At 67.5% G+C, this 17,196-nt stretch carries 11 protein-coding genes and 2 tRNA genes; 8 read left to right on the top strand and 5 right to left on the bottom strand.

The genetic code is table 11. The annotated features are described in order from the left end of the window. Positions 1 to 51 precede the first annotated feature (51 nt). Positions 52 to 1,596, top strand: a complete 1,545-nt coding sequence (locus ABT130_RS37110) for a choice-of-anchor I family protein (protein WP_350963660.1) — start codon at positions 52 to 54, stop codon at positions 1,594 to 1,596. Between the two features lie 201 nt (positions 1,597 to 1,797). Here the strand turns inward: ABT130_RS37110 and ABT130_RS37105 are convergent, their stop codons facing one another. The 4 genes from ABT130_RS37105 to ABT130_RS37090 all read right to left on the bottom strand — a co-directional run bounded on the left by ABT130_RS37105 (position 1,798) and on the right by ABT130_RS37090 (position 6,991). Next, positions 1,798 to 3,453, bottom strand: coding sequence for an ATP-binding SpoIIE family protein phosphatase (locus ABT130_RS37105; RefSeq protein WP_350963657.1), 1,656 nt, complete (start codon positions 3,451 to 3,453; stop codon positions 1,798 to 1,800). A gap of 62 nt (positions 3,454 to 3,515) precedes the next feature. Further along, positions 3,516 to 5,102, bottom strand: a complete 1,587-nt coding sequence (locus tag ABT130_RS37100; protein WP_350963654.1) for a phytoene desaturase family protein — start codon at positions 5,100 to 5,102, stop codon at positions 3,516 to 3,518. Between the two features lie 184 nt (positions 5,103 to 5,286). Then, positions 5,287 to 6,645 carry a TrpB-like pyridoxal phosphate-dependent enzyme gene (locus ABT130_RS37095; protein ID WP_350963652.1) on the bottom strand — a complete coding sequence of 453 codons (1,359 nt, stop codon included), beginning with the start codon at positions 6,643 to 6,645 and terminating at the stop codon, positions 5,287 to 5,289. 275 nt (positions 6,646 to 6,920) lie between these two features. Then, a tRNA-Gly gene (locus ABT130_RS37090) sits at positions 6,921 to 6,991 on the bottom strand. An 89-nt stretch (positions 6,992 to 7,080) separates the two neighbouring features. On the opposite strand from ABT130_RS37090, the gene ABT130_RS37085 reads away from it, so the two are divergent. Beyond that, positions 7,081 to 7,154, top strand: a tRNA-Pro gene (locus ABT130_RS37085). A 140-nt stretch (positions 7,155 to 7,294) separates the two neighbouring features. Here ABT130_RS37085 and ABT130_RS37080 read toward each other — a convergent pair. Next, a complete protein-coding gene (locus ABT130_RS37080; protein ID WP_245651726.1) occupies positions 7,295 to 7,804 on the bottom strand; it encodes an ATP-binding protein in 510 nt (169 codons plus the stop codon). 243 nt (positions 7,805 to 8,047) lie between these two features. On the opposite strand from ABT130_RS37080, the gene ABT130_RS37075 reads away from it, so the two are divergent. The 6 genes from ABT130_RS37075 to ABT130_RS37050 all read left to right on the top strand — a co-directional run bounded on the left by ABT130_RS37075 (position 8,048) and on the right by ABT130_RS37050 (position 16,621). Beyond that, on the top strand, positions 8,048 to 8,914 hold the full coding sequence (locus ABT130_RS37075; RefSeq protein ID WP_030917746.1) for a Sco1979 family transcriptional regulator: 867 nt from the start codon (positions 8,048 to 8,050) through the stop codon (positions 8,912 to 8,914). Between the two features lie 209 nt (positions 8,915 to 9,123). Next, entirely contained in the window at positions 9,124 to 10,518 is a 1,395-nt protein-coding gene (gene tig, locus ABT130_RS37070) for a trigger factor (RefSeq protein ID WP_350963650.1), read from the top strand. Between the two features lie 520 nt (positions 10,519 to 11,038). Beyond that, a complete protein-coding gene (locus ABT130_RS37065) occupies positions 11,039 to 11,683 on the top strand; it encodes a ClpP family protease (RefSeq protein ID WP_030917742.1) in 645 nt (214 codons plus the stop codon). An 11-nt stretch (positions 11,684 to 11,694) separates the two neighbouring features. Next, a complete protein-coding gene (locus ABT130_RS37060) occupies positions 11,695 to 12,339 on the top strand; it encodes an ATP-dependent Clp protease proteolytic subunit (protein ID WP_030917740.1) in 645 nt (214 codons plus the stop codon). Between the two features lie 192 nt (positions 12,340 to 12,531). Further along, complete coding sequence (clpX, locus tag ABT130_RS37055; RefSeq protein WP_030917736.1) at positions 12,532 to 13,812, top strand: ATP-dependent Clp protease ATP-binding subunit ClpX; 1,281 nt, start codon at positions 12,532 to 12,534, stop codon at positions 13,810 to 13,812. 172 nt (positions 13,813 to 13,984) lie between these two features. Further along, positions 13,985 to 16,621: a valine--tRNA ligase gene (locus ABT130_RS37050; protein WP_350963648.1), complete on the top strand. Its 2,637-nt coding sequence runs from the start codon at positions 13,985 to 13,987 to the stop codon at positions 16,619 to 16,621. Positions 16,622 to 17,196 lie beyond the last annotated feature (575 nt).

The following is a 17,196-nucleotide window of genomic DNA, read 5'->3' as shown; positions in this document are numbered from 1 at the left end:
GGTCATCTCGGCGTCAGGGAAGAGTCACGGTATGTCGTGAGGATCTCTCCCATGCGCACCACGACCTTCACCCGAGCGGCCGTCGCTGCGGCCACCGGCCTGATCCTGCTGCCCGCGGCCGTGGCCCCGGCCTCCGCCGAATCCGGCCCCCGAGGCATCGAACTGACCTTCCTCGGCCGCTACACCACCGGCACCGTCGCCGCCGGCGCCTCGGAGATCACCGCGTACGACGCCAAGACCCGCCGGGTGTTCGTCGTGAACGCGCAGGCCGGCACCGTTGACGTGCTCGACATCCGCGACCCGCGCAAGCCTCGCAAGGTCGCCACCCTGGCCACCCCCGGGGCCAACAGCGTCGCGGTACGCGACGGTCTGGTCGCCGTCGCCCAGCAGGCCGCGGTCAAGACCGACCCGGGCACCGTCGCCTTCTTCGACGCCCGGAGCGGGAAGAAGCTCAAGCAGGTGACCGTCGGCGCGCTGCCCGACATGGTGACCTTCACCCCCGACGGGCACCGGGTGGTCGTGGCCAACGAGGGCGAGCCGTCCTCCTACTGCGAGGGGGAGAAGGTCGACCCCGAGGGCTCGGTGAGCGTCGTCGATCTGAAGCGCTGGACGGTGCGGACCGCGGGGTTCCAGAAGTTCGATGCCGAGCGGCTGCGGGCCAAGGGGGTGCGGATCACCGGTCCCGGGGCGACCGCCGCCCAGGACCTGGAACCCGAGTACGTCACGGTCGACGGTGACACCGCCTACGTCACCCTCCAGGAGAACAACGCGCTCGCGATCGTCGACCTGAAGCGGGTGGAGGTCCGCGACGTCGTCCCGCTGGGCCTGAAGGACTGGTCGAAGAGCGGTTTCGACGCCTCGGACAGGGACGGGAAGATCGACATCAGGCCCAGGCCGGTGAAGGGCCTCTACCAGCCCGACGGGATCGCGCACTTCCGCGACCGCGGGCGCACCTACCTGGTCACCGCGAACGAGGGCGACGGGCGCGACTGGGGCTGCCACGCCGACGAGGTCAGGGTGAAGTCGCTGAACCTCGCGATGCCCGACGCGGAGAACCTCAAGAAGGACGGCGAACTCGGCCGGCTGAACGTGGCCGTCGACTCGCCCAGGGACGCGAGCGGCGCCTACACCGAGCTGCACGCGTTCGGCGCCCGTTCGATCTCGATCAGGTCCGCCTCCGGAGAGCTCGTCTGGGACTCCGGCGACGAGCTGGAGCGGCTCGTCGCCAAGGAGCTGCCCGAGGCATTCAACGCCGACAACGAGGCGAACGACTCCTTCGACAGCCGCAGCGACAACAAGGGCCCCGAGCCCGAGGGGGTCACGGTCGGTGAGGTGCGCGGCCGCACCTACGCCTTCGCCGGGCTGGAGCGGGTCGGCGGGATCGTCGCCTACGACATCGACGATCCCCGGGCGCCGAGCCTGGTCGGATACCTCAACACCCGCGACTTCGCCGGCTCGGTCGCGGACGGCACCGCCGGGGACGTAGGCCCCGAGGGCGTGCTGTTCGTCTCCGCCTCCGACAGCCCGACCCGCCACGCGCTCCTGGTGGTGGGCAACGAGGTCAGCGGCACCACCGCGATCTACGAGGTTCGCTGAGCCGCGCGGCCACGAAGGCACGCCGCACACCAACCGGTCTGTTCCCACGCCGAGCACGTCGACGGCACGGGAACAGGCCGGTGACGTTTCCGGTCCGACCGGACGTCCGTGGGGCGCGGGCAGGACCGGGAGTGATCCCGGCACCGTGCGGCGAAGCGGCGATCCACCCGAAGCCGTACACGCGGCAGGGCGGAGAGAATGTCAACGCAGCCGCTGCTCGATCCAGACGATCTTGCCCTTCGGGGTGAGGCGGGAGCCCCAGCGGTGGGCGAGCCAGTTGATGAGGTGCAGGCCGCGACCGGTGTCGCTGGTGGTGGACGCCTCCCGCATCACCGGCTCGGACGCGGAGCTGTCGGACACCTCGCAGACCAGCGTGGGCCCGCGCAGCAGGCGTAGCTCGACCTCGCCCTGGCCGTGCTCGACCGCGTTGGCGACCAGCTCGCTGACCATCAGCTCGGTGTTGTCGCACAGGGAGTCGAGTCCCCAGCCTCCGAGTGTGGCCCGGACGAAGCGGCGGGCCTGGGCGGCGGAGCGGCGGTCGGCGGGCAGCGACGTCTCGACGAACTCCTTCTCCGTCAGCTCGGACACCCTGGCCAGCAGCAGGGCGATGTCGTCGCGCTCGTGCCCCGGCCGCTGGGCGCCGATCGTGAGGTCGCAGACCTCCTCCAGGTCCTGGTCCTGGCCGGAGAGCAGGCCGCGCAGCGCGCTGATGCCCTCCTCGATGTCCCGGTCGCGGCTCTCCACCAGGCCGTCGGTGTAGAAGGCGAGCACGCTGCCGTCGGGAAGCGTGAACTCCCGCATCTCGGCGGGCTCGTTGCCGATGCCCAGGGGCAGTCCCGGCGGCAGCTCCAGCAGCTCGGTCTCGCCGCCCGGTCGCACCAGAATCGGCGGAACGTGACCCGCGCAGGCTATCGCGCACCGCCGCGTGACCGGATCGTAGGTGGCGTACACGCACGTGGCGATCTGGCTGGCGTCCAGGTCCTGGCTCATCAGGTTGAGCCGGAACAGCACGTCGGCCGGGCTCAGGTCCAGGCTGGCCAGCGTGCGGGCGGCCGTGCGGAGCTGGCCCATGGTGGCGGCGGCCCTGATGCCGTGCCCCATCACGTCGCCGACGACGAGGGCGACCCGGCAGCCGGGCAGCGGGATCACGTCGTACCAGTCGCCGCCCACCCCGACCAGATCGCTGGCGGGCAGGTAGCGGGAGGCGATCGTCAGGCCCAGCGGCTGGGTGAGGTCGACGGGCAGCAGGCTGCTCTGCAGGGTCAGCGCGGTACGGCGCTCACGGTTGTAGAGCCTGGAGTTGTCGAGGCACACCCCGGTCCTGGCCGCCAGTTCCTCGGCCAGGTTGACGTCCTGCTCGTCGAAGGGCTGGCTGGTGGGACGGCGGGTGAAGATGACGAAACCGAGTACCCGGCCGCGCGCCTTCAGCGGTACCACCAGGAACGAGCTGTCCTCCAGCACCTTCGACACCGAGTCACGCTTCCAGAACCGCCCGATCTCCTCGGCGGTCCGGCGCCCCAGGCGGGGGTAGAGGATCGGGTTGCCGGTGGCCATGCACCGGGCGTAGGGGGTCCACGACTCGTAGACGGCCACCTCGTCCACCGGGAAGGCGGTGGCGTACATGCCGGGGGCGGGATCGGCCACGCCGACCGCGATCCGCCGCACCAGCGCCGAGCCGTCGGTGGTCTGCTGGGGGAACTCCCCCTCGGTCACCAACCGGTCCTGCACCAGGATGCCGGCCGCGTCCGCGAAACGCGGCACGGCGACGTCCATGAGTTCCCTGCCGGTCTCGAACATGTCCAATGTGCTGCCGATGCGTTTGCTGGCCGCGTTGAGCAGGGACAGCTGCTCGTGCATGGATGCGGGACTGCCCATCCTGAACCCTGGCGTCGCTGGATCTTTGGTGACGAAACGGGACTTCACTCGCTCCACCGGGGTGCGGGAACCGGCGTCCACCAGGTTGCCAGTTCGAGATCTTCTGCGATGGCGTTGGCGCCGTTGTATCCGGGGGCCGCGGAGACCGAGCCGCCGGGGTGGCTGCTGGCGCCACAGAGGTAGAGGCCGTCGATGGGGGTGCGGTACCGGCCCATCTCGGGGACCGGCCGGTTGCCGCCCAGCTGGGACGGCTCGTAGGCTCCCACGTGGTGGCTGCCTCGCACCATGTTGACGCAGTGCCGCTCGATGTCGAGCGGTGAGAAGACCCGCTTGCCGAGGACGGCGCCTCCCGCGAGGTTGGGGGCGTACTCGGCCCACTCGGCGAGCAGCCGCTCACCGACCTCCTCGCGCCGACGGTCCCAGTTCGCCGCGTCGCCACCGAGGTCGTACGGGGCCCATGGCCACCAGAAGGCCACGTGTTTACCGTCCGGCGCGTACGAGGGGTCGAACAGCGAGGGGCATGCGCCGTTGCCGGCCAGCCGGTCGGGCAGCTGTCCCTGATGGATCTGGTCGAAGGTGCGGCCGAGCTGCTCGCTGTCGTCGGCGCCGAGCACGACGAGGAAGGCCCGGTCCACGTCGGGCTCGAACTCGGCGGCCCGGTAGCGCGGCGCCTCGTCGAGTGCCAGGTGGAGGGTGACGAGGCTGTGCCCGGCCCACTTGTAGTCCTCGACCTTGGCCGCGATCTCCGGGCCGAAGTTCTCCGGGCCCGCCAGCCGGACGGTCTGCGGGGCGTCCACCGCGCTGGCCACGAACCGGCGGGCGGTGAGAACGTCGCCGCCTGCCAGCTCCACTCCGGTGGCCCGCCCGTCACCGACGAGGATTCGCTCGACATGGGCGCCGGTCACCACGGTGCCGCCGTGCTCCTCGATGACGGCGCGCAGCGCGCTCGCGACGTTCCCCGCACCGCCCACGGGCACGCCGAGCCGGGCGATGCGCGACAGCAGCCGGGGGAAGAATCCGCCGGTGCCCGGCACGTCCTCGATGGAGATGGCGTGCAGGAAGGATTTGAACAGGACCCTGACCTGGTCGCTCTCGAAGTTCCTGTCGACGGCCTCGTACAGCGAGAGCGGCATGTAGCTCATCAGGTCGCGGCCCAGGTCGCCCTTGAGCCGCTCGGCGAGCACCGGAGGTGGGAGCGGGCTGGAGTACAGGAACCCGTTCATCAGCTCCCTGGCCGCCTCGGCGTAGCGCTCGTGCAGCTCCAGCCAGCGCTCGGCGTCGGCCTTGGAGAACCGGGCGAAGGAGTCGGCGGTGCGTTTGGGGTCGGTGTAGACGGTGATCGCCCGGCCGTCCCGGAAGATCGTGGCGTGCTGGGTCTCGGGATAGACGTAGCTCAGGCCGTACCGCTGGAGTTCCAGGTCGGCGGGGACCGGGCCCTCCTCCAGGAAGTGGTAGCTGCTGTGGGTGTTGTGCCGAAACCCCGGGAGGGTGAGCTCCTGGGTGCTGCAACCACCGCCGGCGACGTCGTTGCGCTCGACGACCGCGACCGACAACCCCGCCTTCGCGAGGTAGGCGGCACACGTGAGGCCGTTGTGGCCCCCGCCCACGATGACGCCGTCGAACTCCGACACGTTCCCTCCAGGGCACTCTGACTGCTGGTATGGAGGATTGTAAAGAATGATCTATATGCGAACCCTGTGTTTAACAGAGATTCGTAGATATTTCCACATGGACTAGGACTTAGCGGCGCTTAGCCGACGAAGTGGCCACACCAGGCCGCACCGGGAACTCCCTGAGTTCCCGGTGCGTGCCGGGTTACAGGGAGGGCAGCCCGGCCAGGGCCGTGTCGATCCGGTCCTGCGGCAGCGAGAGATCCTCAAGCCGCCCCGACAGGTAGCGGTCGTAGCCGTCCAGGTCGAAGTGCCCGTGCCCGCACACCGCGGTCAGCAGGACCTTCTCCTCGCCCGTCTCCCTGCACCGCAGTGCCTCGGCGACGACCTCGGCCAGCGCGTGGGCCGCCTCGGGGGCGGGGACGACCCCCTCGGACCTGGCGAAGCGCAGCCCCGCCTCGAAGCAGTCGTGCTGGCCCATGGCCACCGCCTCGAACATCCCCAGCTCGTACAGGTGCGACAGCAGCGGGGACATGCCGTGGTAGCGCAGCCCGCCCGCGTAGATGGGATCGGGGACGAAGCCGTGGCCCAGGGTGTGCATCTTCAGCAGCGGGGTCAGCCCCGCGGCGTCGCCGAAGTCGTAGGCGTAGACGCCCCTGGTGAGGGACGGGCAGGCCGCCGGCTCGACCGCCCGGATCACCGGGGCCATCCGCCCGGCCAGCTTCTCCCGCAGGAACGGAAAGGCCAGCCCGGAGAAGTTGGAACCGCCTCCGGTGCACCCCACGACCATGTCCGGTGCCTCGCCGAACGCGGCCATCTGCTCGATCGCCTCCTCGCCGATCACCGTCTGGTGCAACAGCACATGGTTCAGCAGGCTGCCCAGCGCGTACCGGGTGCCTGGTTCGGCCCCCGCGGCCTCGACGGCCTCGCTGATCGCGATGCCGAGGCTGCCCGGCGAGTCGGGGTCGTGGGCCAGTGCCTCGGCGCCGTACGCCGTCAGCGGGGACGGGCTCGGGTGCACGGTCGCGCCGTAGGCCCGCATCAGGCTCCTGCGGCCGGGTTTCCCGTCGTACGAGACGCGGACCATCCACACCTCGCACTCCAGGCCGTACTGCGCGCAGGCGAACGCCAGTGCCGAGCCCCACTGGCCCGCCCCGGTCTCCGTGACCAGCTTCCCGACCCCCTGGCGCGCGTTGTAGTAGGCCTGCGGGACGGCGGTGTTCGGCTTGTGCGAGCCGGCGGGCGAGCCGCCCTCGTACTTGTAGTAGATCCTCGCGGGGGTGCCGAGGGCGCGTTCGAGCCTGCGGGCCCGGATCAGCGGGGTGGGCCGCCAGAGCCGGTAGACGTCGCGGACGCTCGCCGGGATCGGGACGAACCGTTCGGCGCTCGCCTCCTGGTCGATCAGCTCCACCGGGAACAGCGGCATGAGATCGTCCGGCTCGACGGGCCGCGAGGTGGCCGGATGCAGGATCGGTGGCGGCGGGACCGGGAGGTCGGCCACGATGTTGTACCAGTTGTGGGGGATACGGGACTCGTCGAGCAGGATTCGGGTGGCTTCGGTCATCGGGCGCCTCCACGTGTCGGATCCACTCAGTGCCGTTCTCATCACCCACCGTAGTTCAGCTCGCGCGCGACGTCCTGGTTCCTCGCGACACCTGCCGTCACCGAGGCCGTGACGGTCCGATCGGTTTCCGGCGAGAGGAATCCGTGCCCCTGAACACGCCCGCCACGCGGAGAAACCATCATTCATATAACGACTCTGAAAGCGGGAAAAAGCCCCGGGAAAGCGGTAGGGCCAGCTCGCCCACAAGGGGTCTGAGCTGGCCCTAAGCCATTCGGAGCGGACGACGGGAATCGAACCCGCGTAGCCAGTTTGGAAGACTGGGGCTCTACCATTGAGCTACGTCCGCGCGAAGCGGCTTCAGTCTGGTCTAGACTTCATCCGTTCGTCAGGGCGTAAGCGTACCGGAGTTCCGGAGCGTGCGCGTACTCGACCTACCGGGGTGTGGCGCAGTTTGGTAGCGCACCTGCTTTGGGAGCAGGGGGCCGCAGGTTCAAATCCTGTCACCCCGACGCATGCCGGGCATCGGTTCCGACCGGTGCCCGGTTTCTCGTTGTACAGGGGTGCGAGTTCTCGGCCAGGCGAGGCAGGGCACCTGGATGACGCATGTCTGGAAGACCGCCTCGCGGCGCGGGAGCGCGGTGCCGGAACGTCAGCGGTGGGCGCTGAAGAGGGCCCAGACGGCCTTGCCGCCGCAGTTGAGGTAGTCCCAGCCCCAGCCCTGACTGTAGGTCTCCACGATGTAGAGGCCCCGGCCGTTCTCCGAGATGAAGTCCGGCTCCTTGGGGGTCGGAACCTCGTTGCTGGGGTCCATCACGGCCAGGAGCACGTGGGGCGAGAGACGCAGCAGGACGAGCGTGATCGGGGTGATTCCCGGCTGGCCGGGCGGACACAGCGCGTAACGGACCGCGTTGGTGACGAGTTCCGAAACCACTAGCGCTGCGTCATCGCTGAGTTCCGCCAGTCCCCAGTCGCGGAGCGTCGAGCGTGTCACGTCCCGGGCGGTCTTCACCGAGTCGGCCTGGCTGGGCAGAGGGCATGCGGTGGCGTCGGACTGGTTGGCCTCGAGCAGCTCGTCAAAGCTCACCTCGCGGGTCGCCTGCAGGTAGTCGGCAGCCGATTTTGGCTCCTCCACCATCCTGCCGGTACCTCCCGCTGTCATCGTGAGTCTCCGTACCACGTGAGAGTTTTCAGAGCTTGTGCACCATAAGCCCAATATGCACTAAGCCATCATGGGTCACTGGAACGTCTGCTGCAAGACCCAAATGCACGTGCAGTTGCAATGTGCAGCAGCATGGACGGTTAGGTCGGCGACTTGGCGAATTGGGCAGTGACTTGAGACCTTGTCATAGCGGCCGGAAGTAGTGACACTGTGTGCGCTGGCCCAAGTAGAGAGGGAGGCGAAGTGGCGCAGGTTCAACCGGGATCAGGTCCCACAGCTCTGCGTATCCTCTTAGGCTCCCAACTGCGTCGTCTGCGCGAGGCCAAGGGGCTCTCGCGAGAGGAGGCAGGCCATCTGATCCGCGGATCCGAATCCAAGATCAGTAGGATGGAGCTCGGCCGGGTTGGCCTGAGAGAGCGCGATGTGGCGGATCTGCTCACCTTCTACGGGGTGGAGGACGATCGCGCCCGGTCGGCGATCATGGATCTGCTGCTCAGGGCCAACGAACCCGGCTGGTGGCACCGGTTCAACGACCTGCTGCCCTCATGGTTCCAGACGTACGTCGGCCTGGAGGAGGCAGCCTCCCGGATCCGTACGTACGAGGTGCAGTTCGTGCCGGGCCTGCTGCAGACGAAGGAGTACGCCAGGGCGGTCATCACCGCGGGGAGCGCCGGCATAGCGCCCGACGAGATCACCCGCCGGGTCGACCTGCGGATGGAGCGCCAGCAGGTGCTCAGGCGGCCCGACGGCCCGTTCTTCTGGGCCGTCATCGACGAGGCCGCGCTGCGACGTCCCATCGGTGGTGCGGACGTCATGCGGGCACAGCTGGAGCACCTGCTCGACCTCATGCGGCAGCCGAACATCACAATCCAGGTGATGCCCTTCAGCTTCGGCGGGCACAGCGCGGAGGGCGGTGCCTTCAGCGTGCTCCGCTTCAACGACAGCGAGCTCCCGGACGTGGTCTACGTCGAGCAGCTGGCCAGCGCCCTCTACCTGGACAAGCGCGAGGATGTCGACCGCTACAGCGAGGTCATGGAGCGGCTGTGCGCGGTCAGTACCACCCCCGGTGAGACGAACGACATCCTGAGGCGGATCATCAAGGAGGACTGAGCGGTCATTGGTCGCTCCAAGGTGTCGCTCTGCCCTAGACTGGCCTGCGGCGCTGAACACCCGCCGCAGTGGAGCGTGCCCTAATCTCGCGCGTCTCGATGGCTGTGCCAGGTGCCACTCATGTGGGCGCGGCGCGAGAGCTTGCCGCGATAGCCGCTACGACTTGGCGCGCCCGCGATCACTCGAAGTTTGATCAAGGAGACGACCCCGTGAAGACCGCTGTGGAGGAGCTCAGCCCGACCCGGGTAAGGCTTACCGTCGAGGTGCCGTTCGAGGAGCTCGGTGAGAGCCTGCAGGCGGCGTACAAGAAGGTCGCGCAGCAGGTGCGCGTCCCCGGGTTCCGCCCCGGCAAGGTTCCGGCCCGCATCATCGAGCAGCGGTTCGGCCGCGCGGTGGTGCTGGAGGAGACCCTCAATGACGCGGTGCCCAAGCTGTACGGCCAGGCCGTCGACGAGAGCGAGATCTTCCCGGTCAGCCAGCCGGAGATCGAGGTCACCAAGATCGAGGACGGTCAGCAGGTCGAGTTCACCGCCGAGGTGGACATCCGTCCCGAGTTCGACGTCCCCGACTACCAGGGCATCGAGGTGACCGTCCCGGTCTCCGAGGTCTCCGACTCCGACATCGACACCCAGCTGGACGGCCTGCGCCAGCGTTTCGCCACGCTGACCGGCGTCGAGCGCGCCGCCGTCGCGGGCGACTTCGTCGTCATGGACCTGGCCGCCTCGATCGACGGTGTCAACATCGAGGAGCAGCAGGCCAACGACGTCTCCTACGAGGTCGGCGCCGGCTCGGTGCTGCAGGGGCTGGACGACGCACTGGTCGGCCTGTCCGCCGGTGAGACCAAGGAGTTCACCACCAACCTGGTCGGCGGCGAGAACGCCGGCGAGGAGGCCGTGGTCACCATCACCGTCAAGAGCGTCAAGGAGAAGGTCCTCCCCGAGCTCGACGACGAGTTCGCCCAGCTCGCCAGCGAGTTCGACACCCTTGACGAGCTCAAGGCGAGCATCAGCGAGCAGGCCCGCCGCAACAAGCTGATCGACCAGGTCGTCCAGGCCCGTGAGAACGCGCTCGACGCCCTGCTCGGCAAGATCGACATTCCGCTGCCGGAGAGCGCGCTCAAGGCCGAGGTCGACAACCGCAAGCACAACCTCGAGCACCAGATCGCCGACAGTGGCCTGAGCAAGGAGGCGTTCTTCCGCCTCTACCAGACCACCGAGGAGGAGCGCCTCGCCGAGTTCGACGAGAGCGCCGCGAAGGCGCTCAAGACGGGCTTCGTCCTCGACAAGATCGTCAAGAGCGAGGAGCTCGGCGTCAGCGAGCAGGAGCTGACCAACTTCGTGGTGCGCCGCGCCATGCAGATGAACGTCGCGCCCAACACGCTGGCCCAGCACCTGGCCGACAACGACCAGCTCACGCTGGCCATGGTCGAGATCGTCCGTGACAAGGCCAAGAGTGTCATCGGCGATGCCGCGAAGGTGACCGACGAGGCGGGCAACGAGGTCGACCTCAAGGCCATCTACACCGAGATCAACGGTGAGGAGTCCGCCGAGACCGAGGAGGCCACCGAGGCCACCGAGGCCACCGAGGCTGACGCCGCGAAGTAGCCCCAGAGCGAAGCGAGGGGGCGCCGTCGAGCGCCCCGGACGCCCCCGCCACGCTCAGCGTGGCGGGGGCGTCCGCGTTCTCCCGGTCCCGGTCAGGGCCTTCGGCCGCTCCTTCGGGGCCGGGCCGAGGGCGATGTGGGGGTGAGCGCGCCGCAGAGCGCTGCCCTGGCGCTCTCCTGGACTCCTCCGGTTCCTCCCCGGCTTCCAAGGGGTTCGCAGGCTCCTGGGCCCTCTGAGGGCCGCGGCCTTCCGCTCTTTCGCGCCGGGAGTCCTCTCAGCGGTCCTCCACGATCCGCCTCCGGCGTCCGCACACGTATCCCGCGAGCTCCGACACGCCGTACGGGCCCCGGTTTCCGAGCCTTTACCGAGGCGCGCGGCGGGAGGTTCCAGGCACGGTGCGGAGGCGGCGGGCAGCATGCGCCGTCAGCGAACAGCGCGTTGAGGGGGCATGTCCGGTAGGCCACGCGCGTTAAGGTCACAAGCAAAGCCAATCGATTACGACGCATCGGAAGGTGACGCTGTGACCAGCCCGCCGACCTTCTACCAGCCGACCGGCTCCGGGCCCGAGTCGATGAGCCAGCCGAATGGCTCGTTCAGGCTCGAAGACCAGCTCTACCAGCGGCTGCTGCGTGAGCGCATCATCGTGCTGGGCACCCAGGTCAACGACGAGATCGCCAACCGAATCTGCGCAGAGCTGCTGCTGCTCGCCGCGGACGACTCAGAGCGCGACATCTGGCTCTACATCAACTCGCCAGGCGGTTCCGTGACCGCTGGGATGGCGATTTACGACATGATGGAATACGTGCCTAACAATGTGTGCACGGTCGCGATGGGTCTGGCCGCTTCCATGGGCCAGTTCCTGCTCTGCGCCGGCGAGCGGGGCAAGCGTTACGCCCTGCCGCACGCTCGCATCATGATGCACCAGCCGTCCGGCGGCATCGGCGGTACCGCAGCCGACATCGCCATCCAGGCTGAGCAGATGCTATATGTCAAGAAGACCCTCGCCGAGCGCATCGCGTTCCACACCGGTCAGAATCTGGAGCAGATCGAGGCCGACTCCGACCGTGACCGCTGGTTCACGGCCGAGGAGGCCAAGGACTACGGCTTCATCGACCAGGTCGTGCGCAGCGCTCGACAGGTGCCCTCCACGGGCGCCGTCTCCTGAAGGGGCACAAGGTGAGTGAGTTGATCCGGCCGGGAGACATCAACGGCCGTTACGTTCTTCCGTCCTTCAGTGAGCGCACGTCCTACGGCGTGCGGGAGATGAACCCGTACGCCAAGCTCTTCGAGGACCGCATCATCTTCCTCGGTGTGCAGGTGGACGACGCGTCGGCCAATGACGTCATGGCGCAGTTGCTGACCCTGGAGTCGCTCGACCCCGACCGTGACATCAGCATCTACATCAACTCGCCGGGCGGTTCCTTCACCGCCATGACGGCGATCTACGACACGATGCAGTTCGTCCGGCCGGAGATCCAGACGGTCTGTCTGGGCCAGGCGGCCTCGGCGGCGGCGGTCCTGCTGGCCGGCGGCACGCCCGGCAAGCGCTTCGCCCTGCCGAACGCCCGCATGCTGATCCACCAGCCCTCCACCGAGGGGGGCGGCCAGGGAAGCGACATCGAGATCCAGGCGCGTGAGATCCTCAGGATGCGCGCGCAGATGGAGAGCATCATCGCTCAGCACTCGGGCAGGGCGCCGGAGGCGGTCCGCAAGGACATCGAGCGGGACAAGATCCTTGACGCCGTGGAGGCCAAGGAGTACGGGCTGATCGACGACATCATCCCGTCCCGCAAGAAGCTCGCGAAGGCCGTAGCCTCCTAACGAGGCATATCGCACCGGAACCGTGCCGAATCGGGCACGTTCCGGTGCGACTCGCCGCTAGGGGGCTCACTGAGGGCTCAGAAGACGGTAACGTCGAAACCTAAGCGGGATGACTTTTCGATCGGGTATCGGGCCGGTCGGAAGAAACGGACCGCGGCAGCCAGGGCGGTCCCACGCAAAGGAGTATCTGGGGTGGCACGCATCGGCGACGGGGGAGACCTGCTGAAGTGCTCTTTCTGTGGAAAGAGCCAGAAGCAAGTCAAAAAGCTCATCGCCGGACCCGGCGTATACATCTGCGATGAGTGCATTGACCTCTGCAACGAGATCATCGAGGAGGAGCTCAGCGAGTCCTCTGAGCTCAAGTGGGACAGCCTTCCCAAGCCGAGGGAGATCTACGAATTCCTCGACGCCTACGTCATCGGTCAGGACCAGGCGAAGAAGGCTCTCTCCGTAGCGGTCTACAACCACTACAAGCGGGTGCAGTCCGGCGAGCGCGGGCGTGACGACGGCATCGAACTGGCCAAGTCCAACATCCTGCTCCTGGGCCCGACCGGTTCCGGTAAGACGCTGCTCGCCCAGACGTTGGCGAAGATGCTGAACGTTCCGTTCGCCATCGCCGACGCCACAGCCCTGACAGAGGCGGGCTACGTGGGCGAGGACGTAGAGAACATACTGCTCAAGCTGATCCAGGCCGCCGACTACGACGTCAAGAAGGCCGAGACCGGCATCATCTACATCGACGAGGTCGACAAGATCGCTCGTAAGAGCGAGAACCCGTCGATCACCAGGGACGTCTCCGGTGAGGGCGTGCAGCAGGCCCTGCTGAAGATCCTGGAGGGCACGACCGCGAGTGTGCCGCCGCAGGGCGGCCGTAAGCACCCGCACCAGGAGTTCATCCAGATCGACACCACCAACGTGCTGTTCATCTGCGGTGGGGCCTTCGCCGGTCTCGAAAAGATCATCGAGTCCCGGATCGGCCGCAAGGGCATCGGTTTCAACGCCATCATCCGTTCCAAGGAAGACATCGACAGCTCCGACATCTTCGGGGACGTCATGCCCGAGGACCTGCTGAAGTTCGGCATGATCCCCGAGTTCGTCGGCCGGCTCCCGGTCATCACGAGCGTTCACAACCTTGACCGTGAGGCGCTCATCCAGATCCTCACCGAGCCGCGCAACGCCCTGGTCAAGCAGTACCGGCGCCTGTTCGAGCTGGACAATGTCGAACTCGAGTTCACAGACGACGCACTTGAGGCGATCGCGGACCAGGCGATCCTGCGCGGCACCGGCGCCCGTGGCCTGCGAGCGATCCTGGAGGAGGTTCTCCTCTCGGTGATGTACGAGGTGCCGTCGCGACAGGATGTGGCGCGCGTCGTCATCACCCGCGAGTCGGTTCTCGAACACGTCAACCCCACGCTCGTGCCGCGTGACCAGCTCAACAAGCAGCAGCGGCCGCCGCGCGAGAAGTCCGCGTGATCCAGCCTGGACAAACCGGTTTTCACGGCTGACGCCCCCGCAGGGAGATCCTGCGGGGGCGTCGCCGTTTCCGGCGGTTTCCGCCGGGCCTGCCGGTGGCGCATTCGCCGGACGATTTCCGCAGCCGGTCCGCGGGGCCGATGGCATGGCGGGGCTCGCGAGATGGGGGAACATGTCGCAACTCTTCGGCTGGGGAACATCGAGTGCGCGGACATCCCTAGACTTGGGCATCGTGACGACGCCAGAGCTGCCCACCCAGTACACACCTGCCGACGTGGAGACCCGGAGCTACGAGCGCTGGGTATCGGAGGGATACTTCACCGCTGATCCGAGCGGCGAGCGCGAGCCTTACAGCATCGTCCTGCCTCCGCCGAACGTGACCGGTGTCCTGCACATCGGCCACGCACTCGACCACTCGATCCAGGATGCGCTGACCAGGCGCGCTCGCATGCGCGGCCAGGAGACGCTCTGGCTGCCAGGCATGGACCACGCCGGCATCGCCACCCAGAACGTCGTCGAACGCGAGCTCGCCAAGGAGGGCCTGTCCCGGCACGACCTCGGCCGAGAGGCGTTCGTCGAACGGGTCTGGCAGTGGAAGGAGGAGTCCGGTGGCCGGATCCTCGGCCAGATGAAGAAGCTCGGCGATGGCGTCGACTGGTCACGCGAGCGCTTCACCATGGACCCCGGACTCTCCCGCGCCGTTCAGACGATCTTCAAGAGGCTCTTCGACGACGGGCTCATCTACCGCGCCGAGCGCATCATCAACTGGTGCCCGCGCTGCCTGACCGCGCTCTCGGACATCGAGGTCGAGCACAGCGAGGACGAGGGCGAGCTCGTCTCGATCCGCTACGGCGACGGCGACGACTCCATCGTGGTCGCCACGACCCGGGCCGAGACGATGCTCGGTGACACCGCCGTGGCCGTGCACCCCTCCGACGAGCGCTACGCGCACCTGATCGGAAAGGAAGTGGAGCTACCGCTCACCGGGCGTCTCATCCCGATCGTCGCCGACGAGCACGTCGACCCGGCCTTCGGCACCGGAGCGGTCAAGGTCACCCCGGCGCACGACCCGAACGACTTCGAGATCGGACGCCGCCACTCGCTGCCGTCCTTGACGATCATGGACGAGCGCGGTGTGGTCACGGCCCACGGCCCGTTCCAGGGGCTCGACCGCTTCGAGGCCAGGCCCGCAGTGGTGGCCGCACTACGCGCCGAGGGCCGGATCGTGGCGGAGAAGCGTCCCTACCTGCACTCCGTCGGGCACTGCTCGCGCTGCAAGACCGTGGTCGAGCCGCGGCTCTCACTCCAGTGGTTCGTCAACGTCTCGCCCCTGGCGAAGGCGGCGGGCGACGCGGTCCGTGACGGCCGGACGAAGATCCACCCGCCGGAGCTGGCCAAGCGCTACTTCGACTGGGTCGACGACATGCACGACTGGTGCATCTCCCGGCAGCTGTGGTGGGGGCACCGCATCCCGGTCTGGTACGGCCCCGACGGTGAGGTCGTCTGCGTCGGCCCCGACGAGCAGGCGCCCGATGGCTACGTCCAGGACCCCGATGTCCTCGACACCTGGTTCTCCTCCGGGTTGTGGCCGTTCTCCACTCTCGGCTGGCCGAACAGGACGCCTGAACTGGCGAAGTTCTACCCGACCTCCGTCCTGGTGACCGGCTACGACATCCTGTTCTTCTGGGTCGCCCGAATGATGATGTTCGGCATCTACGCGATGGACGGCGAGCCGCCGTTCCGGACCGTGGCTCTGCACGGCATGGTCCGGGACCAGTACGGCAAGAAGATGTCGAAGTCGTTCGGCAACGTCGTCGACCCGCTCGACTGGATCGAGCGCTTCGGCGCCGACGCCACTCGTTTCACGCTGCTACGCGGAGCCAACCCCGGCTCCGACGTGGCGATCAGCGAGGAATGGGCAGGAGGGTCGCGCAACTTCTGTAACAAGATCTGGAACGCCACTCGCTTCGCGCTGATGAACGGTGCCGTGACGGGTGAGCTTCCGGTTGAGGAACTGACCGCTGCCGACAGGTGGATCCTGTCCAGACTCCAGGAGATCGTCGCGTCGGTGGACGCCGCGTTCGAGGACTTCGAGTTCGCCAAGATCTCCGACCTGCTCTACCACTTCGCGTGGGATGAGGTCTGCGACTGGTACGTGGAACTCGCCAAGATCCAGATCGCCTCCGGGCAGGAGCACACCCGGCTCGTGCTGGGCCATGTCTTCGACTCGCTGCTCCGTCTGCTCCACCCGCTGGTTCCGTTCGTCACCGAGGAACTGTGGCGAGCGGTCACCGGGCACGAGTCGATCGTGGTCGCGCCATGGCCGACGGTCCAGGAGTCATTGCGTGATCCCTCGGCGGAGGAGGAGATCATCGCGGTGCAGGGGCTGATCACCGAGGTGCGCAGGTTCCGTTCCGATCAGGGCCTCAAGCCAGGGCAGCGGGTCGCCGCGCGGCTCTCGCTCGCCGGTACGGCGCTGGCCTCTCACGAAGGGGCGATCCGGTCGTTGCTCCGGCTCGACCAGCCGTCCGATTCGTTCGCCGCGACCGCCCGTCTCGATGTGAGCGGGGTTGTCGTGGAGATCGACACGGCGGGGACGATCGATGTGGCCGCCGAGCGTAAGCGCCTGGAGAAGGATCTCGCGGTGGCGCGTAAGGAGGCGGCCCAGGTCGCGGCCAAGCTCGGCAATGAGCAGTTCATGGCCAAGGCGCCGGACGATGTGGTGACCAAGGTGCGGTCCCGTGCCGCACAGGCCGACCAGGACATCGCGCGGTTGCTCGCTCAGCTGGCGGCGTTGCCGGCGAGCTGACTGGCCGATGGCCTGAGTTCGAGAGCAGTGCGAGAGTCCTGACCCGGAGTTCCAGCCGGTGGTTGGGAGGGGAACAGCCCAGGTCAGGAAGTTGGGGCGAGCCGAGAACCCGGAGTCTTTTGACTCCGGGTTCTCGTGTTTGAGAGCTTGAGTCTCAGGGAAGACCTAGTTGTTACCAGGAAGTTGGTCATGGTGGCCCTAGGAGGCTGCTAGAGTTCTTCAGGCAGGGCAAAGTCCTGCACCCCCCTCTGAAAATCTGGCAAATCGGGCGCGTCTGCACAAGTTGGACATCGACCGGATGTTGGAGTAAGTTAGAGGGGTTGCCCTGGAGACAGGGTGGTCGCAATCCTAGTGGATTCGGCGGGTCTGGGTCGATGGTCGGGAAGCCGACAAGTTGACACAAACCCGGCAGATCCGATAAGATGGTGACACGGAATGGAACGCCCCGAAGCCCGGGACACCGCGAACGCGGGTCTGCGAGCAACGGTGTACGCGTCCGTTTCTTGAGAACTCAACAGTGTGTTAAAAGCCAGTGCATGAAGCACAACCCTGTCCAACCTGCCCTTTCATCGGGG

It is taken from the genome of Streptosporangium sp. NPDC001681 (genome assembly GCF_040298085.1).
Lineage (GTDB): Bacteria > Actinomycetota > Actinomycetes > Streptosporangiales > Streptosporangiaceae > Streptosporangium.
This window is presented reverse-complemented; position numbering and strand designations above follow the sequence as displayed.

Coding starts and splice junctions, on each gene's coding strand:
- ABT130_RS37050 (WP_350963648.1), top strand. CDS start 13,985: ATGTCGCAACTCTTCGGCTGGGGAACATCGAGTGCGCGGACATCCCTA.
- ABT130_RS37105 (WP_350963657.1), bottom strand. CDS start 3,453: ATGCACGAGCAGCTGTCCCTGCTCAACGCGGCCAGCAAACGCATCGGC.
- ABT130_RS37095 (WP_350963652.1), bottom strand. CDS start 6,645: ATGACCGAAGCCACCCGAATCCTGCTCGACGAGTCCCGTATCCCCCAC.
- ABT130_RS37110 (WP_350963660.1), top strand. CDS start 52: ATGCGCACCACGACCTTCACCCGAGCGGCCGTCGCTGCGGCCACCGGC.
- ABT130_RS37080 (WP_245651726.1), bottom strand. CDS start 7,804: ATGACAGCGGGAGGTACCGGCAGGATGGTGGAGGAGCCAAAATCGGCT.